The sequence below is a fragment of the Cohnella xylanilytica genome (assembly GCF_014212175.1).
In the GTDB taxonomy this organism is placed as follows: Bacteria; Bacillota; Bacilli; order Paenibacillales; family Paenibacillaceae; genus Cohnella; species Cohnella xylanilytica.
This window is the reverse complement of the sequence record NZ_JACJVR010000111.1, coordinates 25,394-41,611: the sequence shown is the minus strand read 5'-3', so window position 1 is coordinate 41,611 and position 16,218 is coordinate 25,394. Positions and strand designations below refer to the sequence as shown.

Genomic DNA, 16,218 nt, shown 5'->3' with positions numbered 1-16,218 from the left:
GCCGTCAGGCGTTTTTCTTACTGCCATGGGCCCCATTCGCATACATTCTACTCTCGGTCTACGCCATCTCCTCTGGCGCCAATTCAGCCTCCTTAACGGCCGCGATGTCCGGTACTTTTTTGCGGCGGGTCATTTTGAGAGTTGCTAAGAATTGACATACGCTTTCGAATAAACTATGCTTTTATTAAGCTTAGTTCCCGGCATCAGCCGGGAAGCGGGGGAACCAACGTAATTGGGGCGTATCATTCCGGCCGGAATGTAGGGAACCATCTATCCCGAGCCCGTCAGCTAACCTCGTAGGCTTTGGATGGGTCAAACCGCGTTTTAACCGAAGCGCGCACACGCAGCAGACACGCAGATTTTGACCCTTCGAGGGTCTTTTTGCGTCTATAAGAGGCCCTCACGGCACGGACTCGCCCATCGAGTCTGATCGCCGAAGGGTCTTTTTTTGCTGATTGGAGAGGGGGGAGTACGGGTTCCGGGGGGCCGAGTCAGAAGTTCGATTATATCACTTGAGGAGGAATCGCAAGTGCCACAACCCAAGTATAGAACCGACATCGGGAAGATCGAGCAGCTGCCGGAAGCGGAGAGGGAGAAGCTGAAGCCGATTACGAACAAATTCGTTTTCCGAGTGAACGACTATTATTTGAACTTGATCGATTGGGACGACCCGAACGATCCGATTCGCAAGCTCGTCATTCCGAACGAAGGGGAACTGAAGGAATACGGACGCTGGGACGCTTCCGACGAAGATACGAATTATGTCGTGCCGGGCTGTCAACACAAGTACGAATCGACGGCCCTCTTGATCGTATCCGAGGTATGCGGGGCTTACTGTCGCTACTGCTTCCGCAAAAGATTGTTCCGCAACGACGTGAAAGAAGCGACGACCGACGTCGAGCCGGGATTGCGATATATCGCGAGCCAGCCGCGGATCAGCAACGTTCTTCTGACCGGAGGGGACAGTCTGATCCTCGCTACTCCCAAGCTGCAAGCCATCTTGACTCGGCTAAGGGAGATCGAGCATGTTCGCATTATCCGTCTCGGATCGAAGATCCCGGTCTTCAATCCGATGCGCATCTACGAGGACGAATCGCTGCTGGAGACTCTGAAGACGTTCTCTACGCCGGATAAACGGATTTATGTCATGGCGCATATCAATCATCCGAGGGAAATAACGCCCGAAGCCGTACGGGGCTTCGAGGCTCTCCATAACGCGGGAGTCATCGTCGTGAACCAGACACCCATCCTGCGAGGAATCAACGACGATTCCAAGGTGCTTGGCGAACTTCTCGACAAGCTGAGCTGGGCGGGAGTGACTCCTTATTACTTCTTCGTGAATCGCCCCGTGGCCGGCAATCGCGACTTCGTGCTGCCGCTGGAACGGGTCTACCGGCTGGTGGAAGAAGCCAAAGCGCTCACATCGGGATTGGGGAAGCGAGTTCGCTTGTCCATGAGCCATACGTCGGGCAAGATCGAGATTCTGGCCATCGAGGACGGCAAAGCCTACCTGAAGTACCACCAATCGAGAGACGGCCAATACGGCAAGTTCATGACGCTGGATTGTCCTCCCGATGCCGCGTGGTTCGACGATCTTCCGGGAAGCGAGCGGTACTGGACGCGGCCGAAGAAAAGAACGGAAGACGTCGTCTCCGTCAACGAATTGCCGGACCTGCCGTCCCGGGCTTCCCATCCTATACGCAAAGCGTCGACATGACGGGCAGGCTGTTCCCCGATCGGCAACTGCTGTGATATGGATCATGATCTGCCGGATCGGAAATGTGGTATTCTAGGGGCGCATTCGCAATGCCGAACCATGCCAAGATGACATAGGACAAGGGAGACGCGCCCATGAACTTCGACTATCTGCATCCGGCCGATCAGATCATCCGGATGATCGAACGCATTTATCGCTACGGAATGACGACGACGTCCGGCGGCAACCTGTCGATCCTGGACGAGAACGGAGATATCTGGATTACCCCTGGCGGAGTCGATAAAGGATCGCTCGGGAGAGCGGACATCGTGCGGGTGACGTCCGACGGACGAATCGACGGGCGTCACAAGCCTTCGAGCGAGTTTCCTTTTCACCAGGCGATCTATCGGTCGAGGCCCGATCTGAGGGCCATCGTGCACGCGCATCCGCCGTCGCTCGTCTCCTTCAGCATCGTGCGACGCGTCCCGAACGTGGGCATGCTGCCGGGCGAGCGCGAGATCTGCGGGGAAGTCGGCATGGCCGATTACGCCCTGCCCGGGAGCGACCGGCTCGGGGCGAACATCGCCCGGGTGTTCGCGGAAGGCAAGCACGCCGTCATGCTGGAGAACCACGGCGGCGTCGTCGGGGGAACGACGCTGATGGAGGCGTTCAAGACGTTCGAGACGCTCGAGTTCTGCGCCCGCACGGAGATTCTGGCCCGCCGGATCGGGACCCCGCGGGCGATCGCCTCGGAGCTGCTGGAGAAGGCGCGGATCGAGGAACCGCCGACGCTCTCTGAATTCGAGCCGGATCGGATCCCGACCGACGAGAGGGAAGCACGCCGCGATATGTGCGAGCTCATCCACCGAGCGTACGAACAGAGGCTGTTCACCAGCACGCAGGGCACGTTCTCGGTCAAGCTGGGCGACGACCGGTTCCTGATCACTCCACACGGGCTCGATCGGAAGATTCTCTCTCCCGAGGATCTGGTTCTTATCGACCGAGGGAGGGCCGAGAAGGGGAAGAGTCCGAGCCGGTCGGCCCTGCTGCACCGCCGGATCTACGAGCGCCAGCCGCACATCCGTTCCGTGCTCGTCTCCCACTCGCCGCACGTTATGGCGTTCGCGGTGACGGAGCGGAAGTTCGACTCGCGGACGATCCCGGAGAGCTACATTCTGCTGCGGAGCCTGCCGAAGCTTCCCTTCCTCTCCGTCTACGAAGACGCGGAGGGCACGGCGGATCGGTTCACGCCCGACGTTCCCGTCGCCGTCGTCGAGAACAACTGCGTCATCGCCACGGGGAACTCTCTGCTTCAGGCGTTCGATCGGCTCGAGGTGGCGGAATACAGCGCGAAGTCGATTATCGAGGCGGAGGGACTGGGCGCGATCGCCCCGATCGACGAGGCCAGCATTCGAGAGCTGGAAGAAGCTTTCCGATTGTAAAGATGGGATCACCCATTTAGGCGTTCGCACATACGATGACAAGTAGCAAAGCATCGCAGGGAGGCGAACGACCTTGTATTTGAGCTATGCGCACGGGTACGGGTGGTACCGAGCGTCCACTTTCCAACCCGTCTGGGCCACAAGCTACAACGACGCGTTGGAGATCATGAGGCAGTCGGTTCAGGGCGAGAAGGCCGACGAACTGTTCTACGACGAGCTGATCCGTCTGGCTCCGGGGAAGGAACAGGCCGACATCATCGCTTCGATCCGGGACGACGAGAGAGGTCATAACCGGATGTTCCGCGAGATGCTTCACGAGCTGACGGGGCAGCCCGCCGGCGAAGGAGGAGAGGAGACGCCGAAGAAGCCGGCGTCCTACGCGGAAGGGTTGAAGACCGCGCTGTTCGGAGAGCTCGGAGCGGTGGAGAGGTACCGCAGGCTATGGTTCGGGCTTCCGACCGGCATCTACAAGGACACCGTCTTCGGCGTCATGCTGGACGAACTCAAGCATGCGGACAAGTACAATTACTTGATCGGACAGATCGGGATGACGAAGACGGGCGGGAAACGGTAGGCGGCGGGTACGGTTATACAATCACAAGGGTCAACAGGATTGAATTTAGGTTGCGACGCAAGAACATTCAAAAAAGCCGGCGTATCGACGCCGGCTTTCAGGCTGTCTTGGCATATTTGACATATTGGATACGGATTAAGAGGTTGGCACAATGGGATGGACCGTGACCTTGCTCCAAACGCTTGTCCAATTCTTCTCAACGATACGTTTCTCGTAAATTTTTGCTCTTTCTTGCGTCTCGTTAAAAAAAGGGGTCGGCTTTATCCGCATATTTAAAACGTCATGAATCCCGCAAGGGGCTGTCAGGACGACATGATTCTGTTCATCTAATGCAAGCCCCAGTGCCGTCGCCGTTTCGGGAAATTTGGAGATGGCGTCCTCCGAGGAGGAATAGGGCGGAATGCGGTTGGCAAGGTGCATTCTCGCTTCGTTTTTGACAGACCAAGGGATTAGCGGGTTTAACCTTTTAAGCTTCTGCTCCAATTCCTTTTCTATCTTTTCATCGAGATGGCTCTTGTCGAAATAGACGACATCCACGTCGGACAACGGCGTTCGTTCCGTAAAATCATGAAGCGTATCCCAGATTTTCGATCGAACGAAACCTGCGCATACCCACCAGTCGGGCAAATTCAGAGACTTGACGTTGCGCAATATTTCCATCATCCAATCATCGTCGCTCACAAGTCGGACGATATCCTGCTCGCTGGCTAATATTCAAACCACCGCCCCTCGGGAATCGAATTCAAAAAAGAGACATTCAAGACCGCGATCAGTCGAATGTCTCTTTCGAGTCTAACGAAGAACAAAAAGCGAGCAGCCGCTTACACTTGCTGGATCTTGATCAGGTTGGTCACTCCGGAGACGCCGGCCGGCGTTCCCGCGGAGATGACGACGTAGTCGCCGGACTTCAGCAGGCCGGTCTTGCTGCCGTTGTCGAGCGCCGACTCGATCATATGGTCGGTCGATTCGGTCGCTTCTCCCTTGACCGGGATGACGCCCCACAACAGGGACAGGCGGGCCAGCACGCGCTCGTCCGGCGTGATGGCGACGACCGGCGCCTTCGGGCGGTACTTGGACACCATGCGCGCGGTGTAGCCGCTGACAGTCGGCGTCAGAATCGCCTTGGCGTCGAGCTTGCGGGAGGAGCTGACGACCGCCTGGCTGATGATCTCGGTAACCGAAGTCGGCAGGTCGTTCTTCAGCCGGTTGCTGGCGCTGGTCGAGCAGTCGTAGATCGACTCGGCCTTCACGGCGATCGAAGCCATCGTGGCGACGGATTCGACCGGATACTTGCCCGCCGCCGATTCGCCGGACAGCATGATGGAGTCGGCGCCTTGCAGCACGGCGTTGGCGGTATCGCTCACTTCGGCGCGCGTCGGGCGCGGATTGACCTGCATCGAGTCGAGCATGTGCGTGGCGACGATGACCGGCTTGCCGGCCAGGTTGCACTTCTCGATCATCTCGCGCTGGATCATCGGCACATCCTCGACCGGAATCTCGACGCCGAGGTCGCCGCGGGCGACCATGATGCCGTCCGACGCTTCGATGATCGCGTCGAGGTTGTCGACGCCTTCTTCGTTCTCGATCTTGGAGATGATCTGGATATGGCCCGCGTTCTGCTCTTCCAGCAGCGCCCGGATCTGCAGAATGTCTTCGGCGCGGCGCACGAAGGAAGCCGCGATGATGTCGATGCCTTGCTCGACTCCGAACGCGATGTGGCGGACGTCCCGTTCCGTCACGCCCGGCAGCGTCGTGCGAATGCCGGGCAGGTTGACGCCCTTGTTCGGCTTGATCGTGCCGCCGCTCACGATGCGGCAGACGACCGTCTTCTCGGTGACCGATTCGACGGTCAGTTGGATCAAGCCGTCGTCGATCAGAATCGAGTTGCCCGGCTTCACCACGAGCGGAAGCTCGGAGTAGTTGACGGAGATCGTCTCCGCGTCGCCCGGCTGAATCTCGGTCGTCAGCGTCAGCAGGTTGCCGGCTTTCAGCTCGTACGAAGCTTCCTTCAGCTTGCCGATCCGCACTTCCGGCCCCTTGATGTCCATCAGAATCGGCACGATCGTTCCGGTCTCTCGGGCCGCCTGGCGAATCCGTTCCATCCGGCCGCTGTGATCGCTCAATTCGCCGTGGGCCATGTTCAGGCGCGCCACGTTCATCCCGGCCTCGATCATGCGCTTCAACACGTCGACGGAGTCGCAAGCCGGCCCCATGGTACAGATGATCTTCGTCTTCCTCAAGTCGTATCCCTCCAGATGATGGTTGCCTCTATTGTAGCTCTAAATCTATCATTTCCATATGAAATATAGTATTCTATATGGATCATAGTACTGTAGGCGGTGCGGGACGATTGTGGCGATAAGATTGCGCGAAGTAAGGCACGACCGGGTGATGGAATGGTTCGAGGAGGAGTCGGGCGACAGCCTCCTGTTCACGCTCGTGCTGCTGAATTACGGCAAGTGCGTCTATTGGCTGGGCGCGGACAAGGTCATCGCGGAGAAGGGCGACGCGCTGCTGATCCCGGCGGGAATGGCTTATTACGCCAAGAGCATCCCTTCCGTTTTCCACGAGAAGTACGTGGCGAAGTTCGCGGCGGCGGGAGCGGGACTAGAGGAGCTCCCGTGGCTCACGGATCGGCAGTGGCGCAAGCTCAAGCCGGCGATGTTCGAATGGGCCGCGTCGCGATTCCGGACGATCGCCGAGGAGTGGGCCGACCGGACCGCCTACGCGGGCTTGCGGGGATCTGCGATCGCGCTGGAGCTGCTCGTGCTGTGGAACCGCGAGTGGAGCTCGGGGCCGGTAACCGCCGCCGTCGACTACCACGCGCAGCGGATGAAGGATTACATTCTCGAGCATTACCGCGAGAAAATCACGAAGGAAACGCTCGGCGACCATATCGGCCGCAGCCCGAACTACGCCGCGGCGCTGTTCCGCCGCGCGACCGGACAGACGATCAGCGAATACGTCCACGCCACGAGGATTAAGAAGGCCGTCTATCTGCTATCGGATTCGCTGCTGACGGTAGGGGAGATCGCGGACCTGCTCGGGTATCCGGACGTTTCCTATTTTCACCGTCTGTTCAAGAGGGCTACGGGCAAGAACCCTTCCGATTATATGAAGGACAGAAGAGGATAGAGAGGGAGAGGGTAGCGAAGCTGCCAGAATGAAGCACGCTCCGGCCTGTAACCGGGGCCTCCGTTCCCTCGTCTTATAGAAGGAGAGCGAATGCAGCCAGATCCAGTCAGAAAGGAATAGAGGATACTCATCATGAATAAACATCGTAGATATGCAAGAATCGCTATAAGTCTCATCGCCGTTCTGCTGATTCTGTCGGGGATCGGCTACGCCAACCGGGGGACGCTGGCCGCCTGGGGCTTCGACACGTTCCTGTCCAAGCGGGTCGAGGCGAAGCTGGCGGATACGTACCAGCCGCTGACGGACCGTCCCGCGGAGTCCGAGCCGCCGGCGGTCACGGAGCCGTTCACGCTGCTGCTGATGGGCGTCGACGCGCGCCCGGGCCAGACCCGGGGCCGTTCGGACACGCTGATCTACACCGTCGTCCGCCCGAAGGACGGCAACGTGCTCATGGTGTCCGTTCCCCGCGACTCGTACGCCGATATCGTAGGTAAGGACAAGAAGGACAAGATCACCCACGCGTACGCGTACGGCGGTCCGGAGATGGCGGTGAACAGCGTGCAGAAGCTGCTCGACGCGCACGTCGACCATTACGCCTCGATCAACTTCGAAGGCTTCGTGGAGGCGGTCGACACCCTCGGCGGCATCTCGCTGCCGATTACGAAGGACATCGTCAACAAGGGCAAGGATCACGAGAAGTTCACGATCAAGGCGAACAAGGACAGCTACACCGGACAGGAAGCTCTGAATTACGTGCGTTACCGCGAGGACGCGGGCGGGGACGTCTCCCGGACGGAGCGCAACCGCGTGTTCCTCGAAGCCATCATGCGCAAGGCGTCTTCGCTTAAGCAGTGGGATAAGATCCCCGAGCTGCTCGGCATTGTCGGAGACAACTTCCGCACCGATCTGCCGCCTTCGGCCATGACCGACCTGGCCAAGCAATTCCTGCAGACCGACCATCGCATCCGCAGCTATACGCTGAAGGGCTCCGGCGCGCGGATGGGCTCGCAGAACCTGTGGTACTTCGTCCTTAACGACAACGATCTCGCGCAGGTGCGTACGACGATCGCCAAGTGGCTCGACGCCGATACGCCGGCGGCGGAGCTGACGCTGCCGGGCGAGACGGGCGCGGGAACTGCCGCTGGAACAGCCGGAGGAACGGCCGCCAGGCAGACCGCCGGCGCTTCGCAAGCGGCGGCCTCCTGAGCATCGGCGCTTCGCGGCGTGGTGATTCGGGAAGAGGCCATGGTATAATGAAGGCGGACTAACGCATGCAGCCACACCGTTGAATGACGGAGGAGAGGAAAAGATGAACATCGCTTTTTTCCTTCTGCCGAAGCAGGAGGTTGTCTGTCTGCCCGAGAGCGCGACCCTGCGCCAGACGCTGGAGAGAATGGAGCGGCATCGGTACACCGCGGTTCCCGTCCTTAGCGACGACGGGAAGTATATCGGGACCGTGACCGAAGGGGACCTGCTCTGGTTCATGAAGAGCCGTCCGGACGTCGGCTTCGAGAACGCCCATCGGGTTCTGCTGTCGGAGGTTCCGCTTCGCGTGAACATCCGGCCCGTTCAGATCGAAGCCAACATGGAGGATCTGATCTCGCTGGCCAAGACGCAGAATTTCGTTCCCGTCATCGACGACATGGGCAGCTTCATCGGCATCGTCCGCCGCAGCGATATTATCGATTATTGCGAACGGCTGCTGCTGCCGCCCGCGATGGATGAGAAGCCCGTCCGCAGGGAAGCCTGATACCTAGCAAATGATGGAAGTCTGCCGTCCGCGGCGGACCGAAGCGGAGGCTAGGCGAGGCGTGAAGAAGACTCGGAACGACCGCATGGACATTCGGAACGACAACCGCAACGACAGTCGGAACGACGATCGCAAGCGAATCAAGAAGATGATCGGATATACCCTTGCACTAATCCTAATCGTCGCCGGCGCATCGGGGATCGGCCATTCGCCGCTTCTCCGCCGCCCGGCTTCAGCCCCCTCCGCTCCGGCGAAGGGGGCTGCGGCCGTTGCGCCCGCGGACGCCGCGGCGGATGCCGCAGGGATCGACCGTCCGACCCCGGAGGAGTCGAGGAGGGTATACGACATCGTCATTCGGGGAGGCCGGGTGATCAATCCGGAGACGAAGCTGGACCGGGAAGGCCTGAACGTCGCCGTCGAGGACGGCCGGATCGCGCTCGTGACCGATCGGCCGATCGCGGGAGAGCGGGTCATCGACGCGAAGGGACTCGTCGTGTCTCCGGGCTTCATCGACAACCTGTCGTACGACCCGAATCCGGTGGGCGTCTGGAACAAGCTCGCCGACGGGGTGACGAGCAACATCGCCATGCACGGCGGAACCGCATCGCCCGGCAAGTGGTACTCGTATTACGCCCGCAACCGGACCCCGCTGCATTTCGGCGCCTCCTTCTTCTACACCCAGGCCCGCAATAAATTCGCCCTCAGCCGCTACGATTCCGCGTCGCCGGAGCAGATCGCGGAGCTGACGGCCCAAGCCGAGCAAGCGCTCAATCAAGGGGCGCTCGGCATCTCGTTCAGCCTGGAGTACGTGCCGGGCATCCAGGCGCCCGAGATCGTGCCTCTCATGAGAGTAGCCCAGAGGTACAACGTTCCGGTCTATTTTCACGCCCGCTATTCGGACATGGAGGAGCCCGGCACAAACCTCGACGCGATCCGCGAGCTGATCGGCTATGCCGAGCGGACCGGGGCTTCGGTGCACGTCGACCATATCAACAGCACGGGCGGCACCTTCTCGATGCTGCGATCGCTGAAGATGCTGGAGGAAGCCCGGGACCAAGGGCTGGACATGACCGCCTGCACCTATCCCTACGATTATTGGGGGACGTACCTCGATTCGGCGAGATTCGACGAGGGTTGGCAGAAGCGCTTCCGGATCACGTACAAGGACCTGCAGATCGCGGGCACCTCGGAGCGTCTGACGGAGAAGACGTACAAGAAGTACAAGAAGGAGGGCAAGCTGGCGGTCGCCTACGCCATCCCGGAGGAAGACATCCGGGAGTCGCTGCGGTCGCCGTTCGTGATGATCGGCAGCGACGCCATTCTCGAGCCCGGCTACAACAACCACCCCCGGGCTTCGGGAACGTTCGCCCGCACGATCGGCCTGTACGTCAGGGAGCATAAAGTCCTCTCTCTCATGGAGGCTATCGACAAGATGACGCTCATGCCGGCCAGGCGGCTGGAGAAGCAGGCTCCCGCGCTGCGGAAGAAGGGGCGGATCTCCCGCGGGATGGACGCCGACATCGTCGTCTTCGACCCGGGCGAGATCAGCGACCGTTCGACGGTCGAGAAGCCGAGCCTGACATCGGCCGGCATCAAGTACGTCCTGGTGAACGGGCAGGTGGCGCTGGACGAGAAGGGGCTGCACAAGGACGTTCGCGCCGGGCAACCGATCCGCAGCGAGTTCGTCCGCTATCGCGTGCGCTCGGGGAATCTCGCGATCGGCGGCGGCCGGCAAGTGCCGGTCGTAAGCTACCGCGGGGAGGACTACGTCGACGCGGAGGTGCTGAAGCTCCAGGGCTACTCGCTGCGGTGGAGCCGGGAGGACCGCGCGTTCAAGCTGGCCGTCGGCGGGGGAGGCACGCTCGGGGCGGAGGCGGCCGCGGAGGCCCGGATCGAAGAGCCCGAGCCCGGCGAGCTTCTGCTGGAGCGGGGCTATCGGCTCGAGTGGGATGGCGGCGGGGCCGAGCTGCTGTCCATCGGCAGCCGCGGCTATATGCCGATCGGGACGCTGCGCTCGTTCGGCTGGACGCTGTCCCGCGGTGAGGAAGGGTGGAGAGCGGAGAGGAACTGAGAGACGACGGAGGCTTTGCCCGGGCGGCAAAGCCTTTTCTGATCCCAGGAAGAGGGTCGATTCGCCGGAACAGCAAGGATTTGCGCATTGCGGACTCCAGGAGTTTATGTGATATAATGAAGATTGCAGCTTTCTGGGCAGACGCGCGAGGATGAGCTTGATCATTCAGGGTTCGCCAGCATCCAGAACGTTCATCCGGCTGAATGATCTCCATCGGGCTTCCGGTCGCCGGAGGCCGTATCTTCCTTGGAGGTGGTCAAGCGATGGAACGAGATATGGATGTCGCCACTCGGGCGAGAATGATCGAGTGGCTGAAGACCGAAGTGGTCGATCAAGTATCCCGTTTGTTCAAGGCGATGTGGGACGGCAGCGCGGTCCGGATCACGGACGCCTTGGCCGGTCTGGTCGCCGGGGTCTACATTCTGGGACGGCGTCTCGGCGTCTCGTACCGGGACCTGGACGACGCCTTGGCCGATAAGCTCGCCAAGCTGAAGCAAGAAGGACATCAGCTGGAGGATCAATACCGAGATCTGTCAGCGTTAGAAGAACATATCCGCAAGAGGTGACCCCTTTGAAGATCGGCTGGAAGTCCGTGGCATGGAGCGCCGCGGCGCTGCTTCTGCTGCTCAGCATCCCAACGAAGCTCATCGTCGTAACCTTGTTCCTGCTCATGGTGCCCTTGGTCGTCCTGTACACGATGCTGAAGCCGATTCCGTTCCTGGTGCACGCGGCGTGCATCGGGTTAGCCTCTTTCGCGTTGCTGGGATCGTATTCGCTCATCCCGCTGACGTTCGGGTTCTTCTTCCTGATCCCGTCCGCGATCATGGGTCATATGTACAAGAGGCGCCTATCCGCCCGAACCGTCGTCACCGTAGCCACGATCGTTCTGCTGGCGCAGTTCCTCGTGCAGTTGACGATTTTCTCGATCCAGTACGATATCGACCTGTCCGCGGAATTGTCCGGCATGATCGAAGAAGCGCTTAAGCAGCTGCAGACGTCCGGTACCCTGCTTCCGGCCAATTGGGCGAGCGACGCGGCCGTGTCGATTGGCGACGCGTTCGTGAAGATGCTTCCTTCGCTGCTGCTCCTGTCTTCGTTCCTGCTGGCCGTCGTGACTCATGCCTTGTCCCGGCGAGCGCTCGGAACGATGGGAATCGTGGTGCCCGCGATGCCTCCGATGAAGAATTGGATGCTGCCGCGCAGTCTCGTACTCTATTACTTGATCGCCCTGATCCTCAGCTACGCCATCTCGCCGGACAACAACGGGTTCTGGGGCACGGTCGCGGCCAACGCCGTCCCGGTTCTCCAGTTCGCCTTCATCGTGCAGGCGATCGCTTTCTTTTACTATCTCGCGGACATGAAGAAGTGGCCGAGAGCCGCTCCCTTCCTGATCGCGATCGTCATTCTGCTGTTCCATCCGTTCTACCTGGTCGGATTGATCGATACGGCTTTTCCCCTGCGCAGATACTTCACCAAGCAATAGAGCGTTACAGTAACAACGGGACCGCCGGCGGCGCGCCGGGCGCGAGGCGGTCCATACAAGGGAGCGGAGCTTTAGATGCCCAAGTTTCTCGTTCAGCGATGGCACGGCATGCACAACGTATGGGCACTGGTGCTGATCTTGCTGCTTACGATCGCCCTCGCTTGGTACCAGTGGGTGCTGGGACTCGTCGGGCTGGCGCTCGGCGGAGCGGTGGGCGTCTACGCGATGCTCGCGGAACGCGCCTTCCGCAAGGAATTGAACGATTACGTGCTGACCCTCTCCCACCGCATCAAGGGCGTGGGCAACGACGTGATCGGCACGCTGCCGTTCGGCATCATCCTCTATAACGAAGAGAAGGAAGTCCAATGGCATAACGCGTACATCTCTTCGATCACGGGGCGTTCGTCGGTCGTCGGCGTCCCGCTGACGGAGCTGTTCCCGGCGCAGCAGGTCCAGACGAAGGACAAGGAAGCGAACAAAGCCGAGACGACCTTGAACGGGCGCGTCTACGAGCTGCTCTACCGGCAGCAGGAGAGGATGCTGTACGTCACCGACATCACGGACAGCTGGACGCTGTCCAAGCGGTACGAGGACGAGAAGCTGGCGCTCGGGATCGTCATGATGGACAACCTCGAAGAGGTGGCCCAAGGCATGGACGAGCAGCAGCGCGCGCTCATGCTGTCGAAGGTGACGGCGGAGATCAACGAATGGGCGCAGAAATACGGCCTGTTCCTCCGGAGGCTCTCCTCGGACAAGTACATGATCGTCGCCAACCAGTTCGCTCTCCGCCAGCTGGAGCAGACCCGGTTCGATCTGCTTGACGACGTGCGCGAGATCACGATGAACCTGAAGCTGCCGATGACGCTCTCCATCGGCTTCGCTTCGGGCACGGACGACATCGTCGAGCTGGGCCACCTGGCGCAGGGCAGCCTCGACATCGCGCTCGGCCGCGGCGGCGACCAGGCCGTCGTGAAGTTCGGCCAGCGCCAGAGCTTCTACGGCGGCAAGAGCAACGCCGTCGAGAAGCGGACGAGAGTCCGGGCCCGGGTCATCTCGCACGCCCTTCGCGACCTGATGAAGGAGAGCGAGAACATCGTCATCATGGGGCACAAGATGCCGGACATGGACTCCGTTGGAGCCGCGATCGGGGTGGTGAAGGCGGCATGCCAGTTCGGCAAGGAAGCGTTCGTCGTGCTGGAGGGGGTCAACCCGGCCATCCAGCGGATGATGGAGATGATCCGGGAGGACGAGAAGCTGGCCAAGCGGTTCATCACCCCGGAGCAGGGGCTCGCTATCACGAACAAGAGGTCGCTCGCCGTCGTCGTCGACACGCACCGGGCTTCGATGGTGGCGGAGCCGAGGCTGCTCCAGCAGACGGACCGGGTCGTCGTCATCGACCACCATCGCCGCAGCGAGGAATTCATCGACGACGCGGTGCTCGTCTACATGGAGCCTTACGCGTCCTCGACGTGCGAGCTGGTGACGGAGCTGCTCCAGTATATCCACGAGCGGGTCGTCCTGGAGGTGCGGGAGGCGACGGCGCTGCTGGCGGGCATTACGGTCGACACGAAGAGCTTCTCGATGCGCACGGGCTCGCGGACGTTCGAGGCGGCTTCGTTCCTGCGCCGCAACGGCGCCGATCCGACGCTCATCCAGCGGATGCTGAAGGAGGACCTCGAGGAATACATCAAGAAGGCGGAGATTATCCAGCATGCGGAGACCTATCGCGAGCACATCGCGATCGCGGTCGCCGATACGGGCAAGGCGGTGCCCCAGCTGCTCATCGCGCAGGCGGCCGACACTTTGCTCAACATGACGGGGATCCGCGCTTCGTTCGTCATCGGGCTGCGCCCGGACGGACTGGTCGGCATCAGCGCCCGCTCGCTCGGCCAGATCAACGTGCAAGTCGTCATGGAACGCATGGGAGGAGGCGGCCATCTGACGAACGCCGCCGCCCAGATGCAGGGCTGCACCGTTCAGGAAGTGGCCGCCAAGCTGAAGCAAGTGCTTAAAGAATTCGAAGGGGAAGAGGGGATTCCGGAATGAAAGTCATTTTCCTGCAAGACGTGAAGGGCCAAGGCAAGAAAGGCGAAGTGAAGGAAGTGTCGGAAGGCTACGCGCGCAACTTCCTGCTGCCGAAGGGTTACGTCCAGATCGCGACCGAAGGCGCCAAGAAGACGCTCGACCAGATCAACGCGTCCGTTCAGAAGAAGAAGGAGCGGGAGAAGGAAGAAGCGCAGGCTCTCGCGGCGAAGCTCTCCGAGATGACGGTCGTCATCAAGGCGAAGGCCGGGGAAGGCGGACGGCTGTTCGGCGCGATCACGAGCAAGCAGATCGCCGAAGCGCTGGAGAAGCAGAAGATCACGATCGACAAGCGCAAGATCGAGCTCGACGATCCGATCCGGACGCTCGGCGTGACGAAGGTGCCGCTCAAATTGTACCCCGACGTGAAAGGCACGCTGAACGTGCAAGTCGTGGAGGAATGACCTCATGAACGCAAGCGTGGAACCGATTCTCGAAGGCCGCATTCCGCCCCAGAACCTGGAGGCGGAGCAGGCCGTGCTCGGCGCGATTCTGCTCGAGACCGAAGCGCTGATCACGGCGATGGAGCGGATTCGGGCGGAGGATTTCTACAGCGTAGCCCACCAGAGAATTTTCGAAGCGATGACGGATCTGAACGACGACAACCAGCCGCTCGATCTCGTCACGCTGACCGCCCGCCTGCAAGACAAGAGCCAGCTGGAGGAGATCGGCGGGGTCACCTATCTGGCGAAGCTGGCCAATGCGGTGCCTACGGCCGCGAACGTCGAGTATTACGCGCAGATCGTCGAAGAGAAGTCGATGATCCGGCGGCTTATCCGGACGGCGACGCAGATCGTCTCGAACGGCTTCGCCGCCGAGGAAGACGTCGGCTCCCTCATCAACGACGCCGAGCAGCGCATCATGGAGATCTCGAACCGGCGCTCCACGTCCGGCTTCATCAGCATTCGCGACGTTCTGATGGAAGTGTTCGACCGCGTCGAGTTCCTCTACAACCACAAGGGCGGAACGACGGGCATCCCGTCCGGGTTCCGCGACCTGGACAAGATGACGGCCGGCTTCCAGCGAAGCGACCTCATCATCGTGGCGGCGCGTCCTTCCGTCGGGAAGACCGCGTTCGCCCTGAATATCGCGCAGAACGTCGCGGTGCGCGCCGGCGAGACGGTCGCCATCTTCAGTCTCGAGATGTCGGCCGCCCAGCTCGTGCAGCGGATGGTGTGCGCGGAGTCCAACGTGGACGCGGGGCGAATGCGGACCGGTTATCTCGAAGGCGACGACTGGGAGAAGCTGACGATGGCGATCGGCGCCTTGTCCGAGGCCGAGGTGTACATCGACGATACGCCGGGCATCACGGTCGCGGACATCCGGGCCAAGTGCCGGAGGCTGAAGAAGGAGAAGGGGCTCGGAATGATCCTCATCGACTACCTGCAGCTCATCCAAGGCCGGGGCAAGGCCGGCGAGAACCGGCAACAGGAGGTCTCCGAGATCTCGCGTACGCTGAAGCAGATCGCGCGGGAGCTCGAGGTTCCGGTCATCGCCCTGTCGCAGCTGTCGCGGGGCGTCGAGCAACGGCAGGACAAGCGGCCGATGATGTCCGACTTGCGGGAATCGGGCTCGATCGAGCAGGACGCCGACATCGTCGCGTTCCTGTATCGGGACGATTACTACAACCAGGAGACGGAGAAGAAGAACATCATCGAGATCATCATCGCCAAGCAGCGGAACGGTCCGGTCGGCACGGTGGAGCTCGTCTTCCTGAAGCAGTTCAACAAGTTCGTCAGCCTCGACCGCACGCATGAGGAGAGCGCTTGATGCTATTATTCGTATCCTAAGACAGTTCAAGGAATTCAGGACTTCAAGGAATCCAGCGGCAAATCCGGATCCCCCTCCAGACAGCCAGGCCGAGATTTATTCGGCTTCGTTGCGTGGAGGGGGATTTTATTTCGAGCCGGAGAGGGTTGGCGCTAAGCCATGAATGCGGAGGGTGAGGCTTCATCCGTCGTAACGGACACAGCGGCCGTTAAGAA

General features: G+C 60.7%; 14 protein-coding genes and 1 riboswitch. Of the genes, 12 read left to right on the top strand and 2 right to left on the bottom strand.

The window, feature by feature from the left end; all coding sequences use genetic code 11:
* The first annotated feature begins 177 nt into the window (after window positions 1-177).
* Window positions 178-318: riboswitch (cyclic di-AMP (ydaO/yuaA leader) on the top strand.
* 211 nt (window positions 319-529) lie between these two features.
* From H7B90_RS27360 to H7B90_RS27350, 3 genes are all read left to right on the top strand, one after another.
* Window positions 530-1,717 carry a KamA family radical SAM protein gene (locus H7B90_RS27360; RefSeq protein ID WP_185139077.1) on the top strand — a complete coding sequence of 396 codons (1,188 nt, stop codon included), beginning with the start codon at window positions 530-532 and terminating at the stop codon, window positions 1,715-1,717.
* Between the two features lie 134 nt (window positions 1,718-1,851).
* On the top strand, window positions 1,852-3,138 hold the full coding sequence (locus tag H7B90_RS27355; RefSeq protein ID WP_185139076.1) for a class II aldolase/adducin family protein: 1,287 nt from the start codon (window positions 1,852-1,854) through the stop codon (window positions 3,136-3,138).
* 73 nt (window positions 3,139-3,211) lie between these two features.
* Window positions 3,212-3,712 carry a ferritin-like domain-containing protein gene (locus H7B90_RS27350; RefSeq protein WP_260411257.1) on the top strand — a complete coding sequence of 167 codons (501 nt, stop codon included), beginning with the start codon at window positions 3,212-3,214 and terminating at the stop codon, window positions 3,710-3,712.
* Between the two features lie 135 nt (window positions 3,713-3,847).
* Here the strand turns inward: H7B90_RS27350 and H7B90_RS27345 are convergent, their stop codons facing one another.
* Together H7B90_RS27345 and pyk are read right to left on the bottom strand one after the other, a co-directional pair.
* Window positions 3,848-4,375: a nucleotidyltransferase family protein gene (locus tag H7B90_RS27345; protein WP_185139080.1), complete on the bottom strand. Its 528-nt coding sequence runs from the start codon at window positions 4,373-4,375 to the stop codon at window positions 3,848-3,850.
* A 158-nt stretch (window positions 4,376-4,533) separates the two neighbouring features.
* Window positions 4,534-5,952, bottom strand: coding sequence for a pyruvate kinase (gene pyk / locus H7B90_RS27340; RefSeq protein ID WP_185139075.1), 1,419 nt, complete (start codon window positions 5,950-5,952; stop codon window positions 4,534-4,536).
* Between the two features lie 112 nt (window positions 5,953-6,064).
* Between pyk and H7B90_RS27335 the strand changes: the two genes are divergently transcribed.
* From H7B90_RS27335 to dnaB, 9 genes are all read left to right on the top strand, one after another.
* Window positions 6,065-6,847, top strand: a complete 783-nt coding sequence (locus tag H7B90_RS27335; protein ID WP_311772823.1) for a helix-turn-helix transcriptional regulator — start codon at window positions 6,065-6,067, stop codon at window positions 6,845-6,847.
* A 132-nt stretch (window positions 6,848-6,979) separates the two neighbouring features.
* Entirely contained in the window at window positions 6,980-8,053 is a 1,074-nt protein-coding gene (locus tag H7B90_RS27330; protein ID WP_185139074.1) for an LCP family protein, read from the top strand.
* A 103-nt stretch (window positions 8,054-8,156) separates the two neighbouring features.
* Entirely contained in the window at window positions 8,157-8,597 is a 441-nt protein-coding gene (locus tag H7B90_RS27325) for a CBS domain-containing protein (protein ID WP_185139073.1), read from the top strand.
* A gap of 61 nt (window positions 8,598-8,658) precedes the next feature.
* A complete protein-coding gene (locus H7B90_RS27320) occupies window positions 8,659-10,668 on the top strand; it encodes an amidohydrolase family protein (RefSeq protein ID WP_311772822.1) in 2,010 nt (669 codons plus the stop codon).
* A 263-nt stretch (window positions 10,669-10,931) separates the two neighbouring features.
* The gene (locus H7B90_RS27315; protein WP_185139072.1) at window positions 10,932-11,234 is read left to right on the top strand and encodes a MazG-like family protein; all 303 of its coding nucleotides are present in this window, start codon (window positions 10,932-10,934) and stop codon (window positions 11,232-11,234) included.
* Window positions 11,235-11,239: 5 nt separating this feature from the next.
* Entirely contained in the window at window positions 11,240-12,151 is a 912-nt protein-coding gene (locus H7B90_RS27310; RefSeq protein ID WP_185139071.1) for a DUF2232 domain-containing protein, read from the top strand.
* Between the two features lie 75 nt (window positions 12,152-12,226).
* Window positions 12,227-14,197 carry a DHH family phosphoesterase gene (locus H7B90_RS27305; RefSeq protein ID WP_185139070.1) on the top strand — a complete coding sequence of 657 codons (1,971 nt, stop codon included), beginning with the start codon at window positions 12,227-12,229 and terminating at the stop codon, window positions 14,195-14,197.
* The gene (rplI, locus tag H7B90_RS27300; RefSeq protein WP_185139069.1) at window positions 14,194-14,637 is read left to right on the top strand and encodes a 50S ribosomal protein L9; all 444 of its coding nucleotides are present in this window, start codon (window positions 14,194-14,196) and stop codon (window positions 14,635-14,637) included. The genes H7B90_RS27305 and rplI overlap by 4 nt, the downstream gene beginning before the upstream one ends.
* Before the next feature lie 4 nt (window positions 14,638-14,641).
* Window positions 14,642-16,003 carry a replicative DNA helicase gene (gene dnaB / locus H7B90_RS27295; protein ID WP_185139068.1) on the top strand — a complete coding sequence of 454 codons (1,362 nt, stop codon included), beginning with the start codon at window positions 14,642-14,644 and terminating at the stop codon, window positions 16,001-16,003.
* Window positions 16,004-16,218 lie beyond the last annotated feature (215 nt).

Excerpts from the sequence above, each read along its gene's own strand:
- H7B90_RS27355 (WP_185139076.1), top strand. The coding sequence starts at position 1,852 with ATGAACTTCGACTATCTGCATCCGGCCGATCAGATCATCCGGATGATC.
- H7B90_RS27345 (WP_185139080.1), bottom strand. The coding sequence starts at position 4,375 with ATGATGGAAATATTGCGCAACGTCAAGTCTCTGAATTTGCCCGACTGG.
- H7B90_RS27330 (WP_185139074.1), top strand. The coding sequence starts at position 6,980 with ATGAATAAACATCGTAGATATGCAAGAATCGCTATAAGTCTCATCGCC.
- H7B90_RS27325 (WP_185139073.1), top strand. The coding sequence starts at position 8,157 with ATGAACATCGCTTTTTTCCTTCTGCCGAAGCAGGAGGTTGTCTGTCTG.
- H7B90_RS27315 (WP_185139072.1), top strand. The coding sequence starts at position 10,932 with ATGGAACGAGATATGGATGTCGCCACTCGGGCGAGAATGATCGAGTGG.
- H7B90_RS27305 (WP_185139070.1), top strand. The coding sequence starts at position 12,227 with ATGCCCAAGTTTCTCGTTCAGCGATGGCACGGCATGCACAACGTATGG.
- rplI (WP_185139069.1), top strand. The coding sequence starts at position 14,194 with ATGAAAGTCATTTTCCTGCAAGACGTGAAGGGCCAAGGCAAGAAAGGC.
- dnaB (WP_185139068.1), top strand. The coding sequence starts at position 14,642 with ATGAACGCAAGCGTGGAACCGATTCTCGAAGGCCGCATTCCGCCCCAG.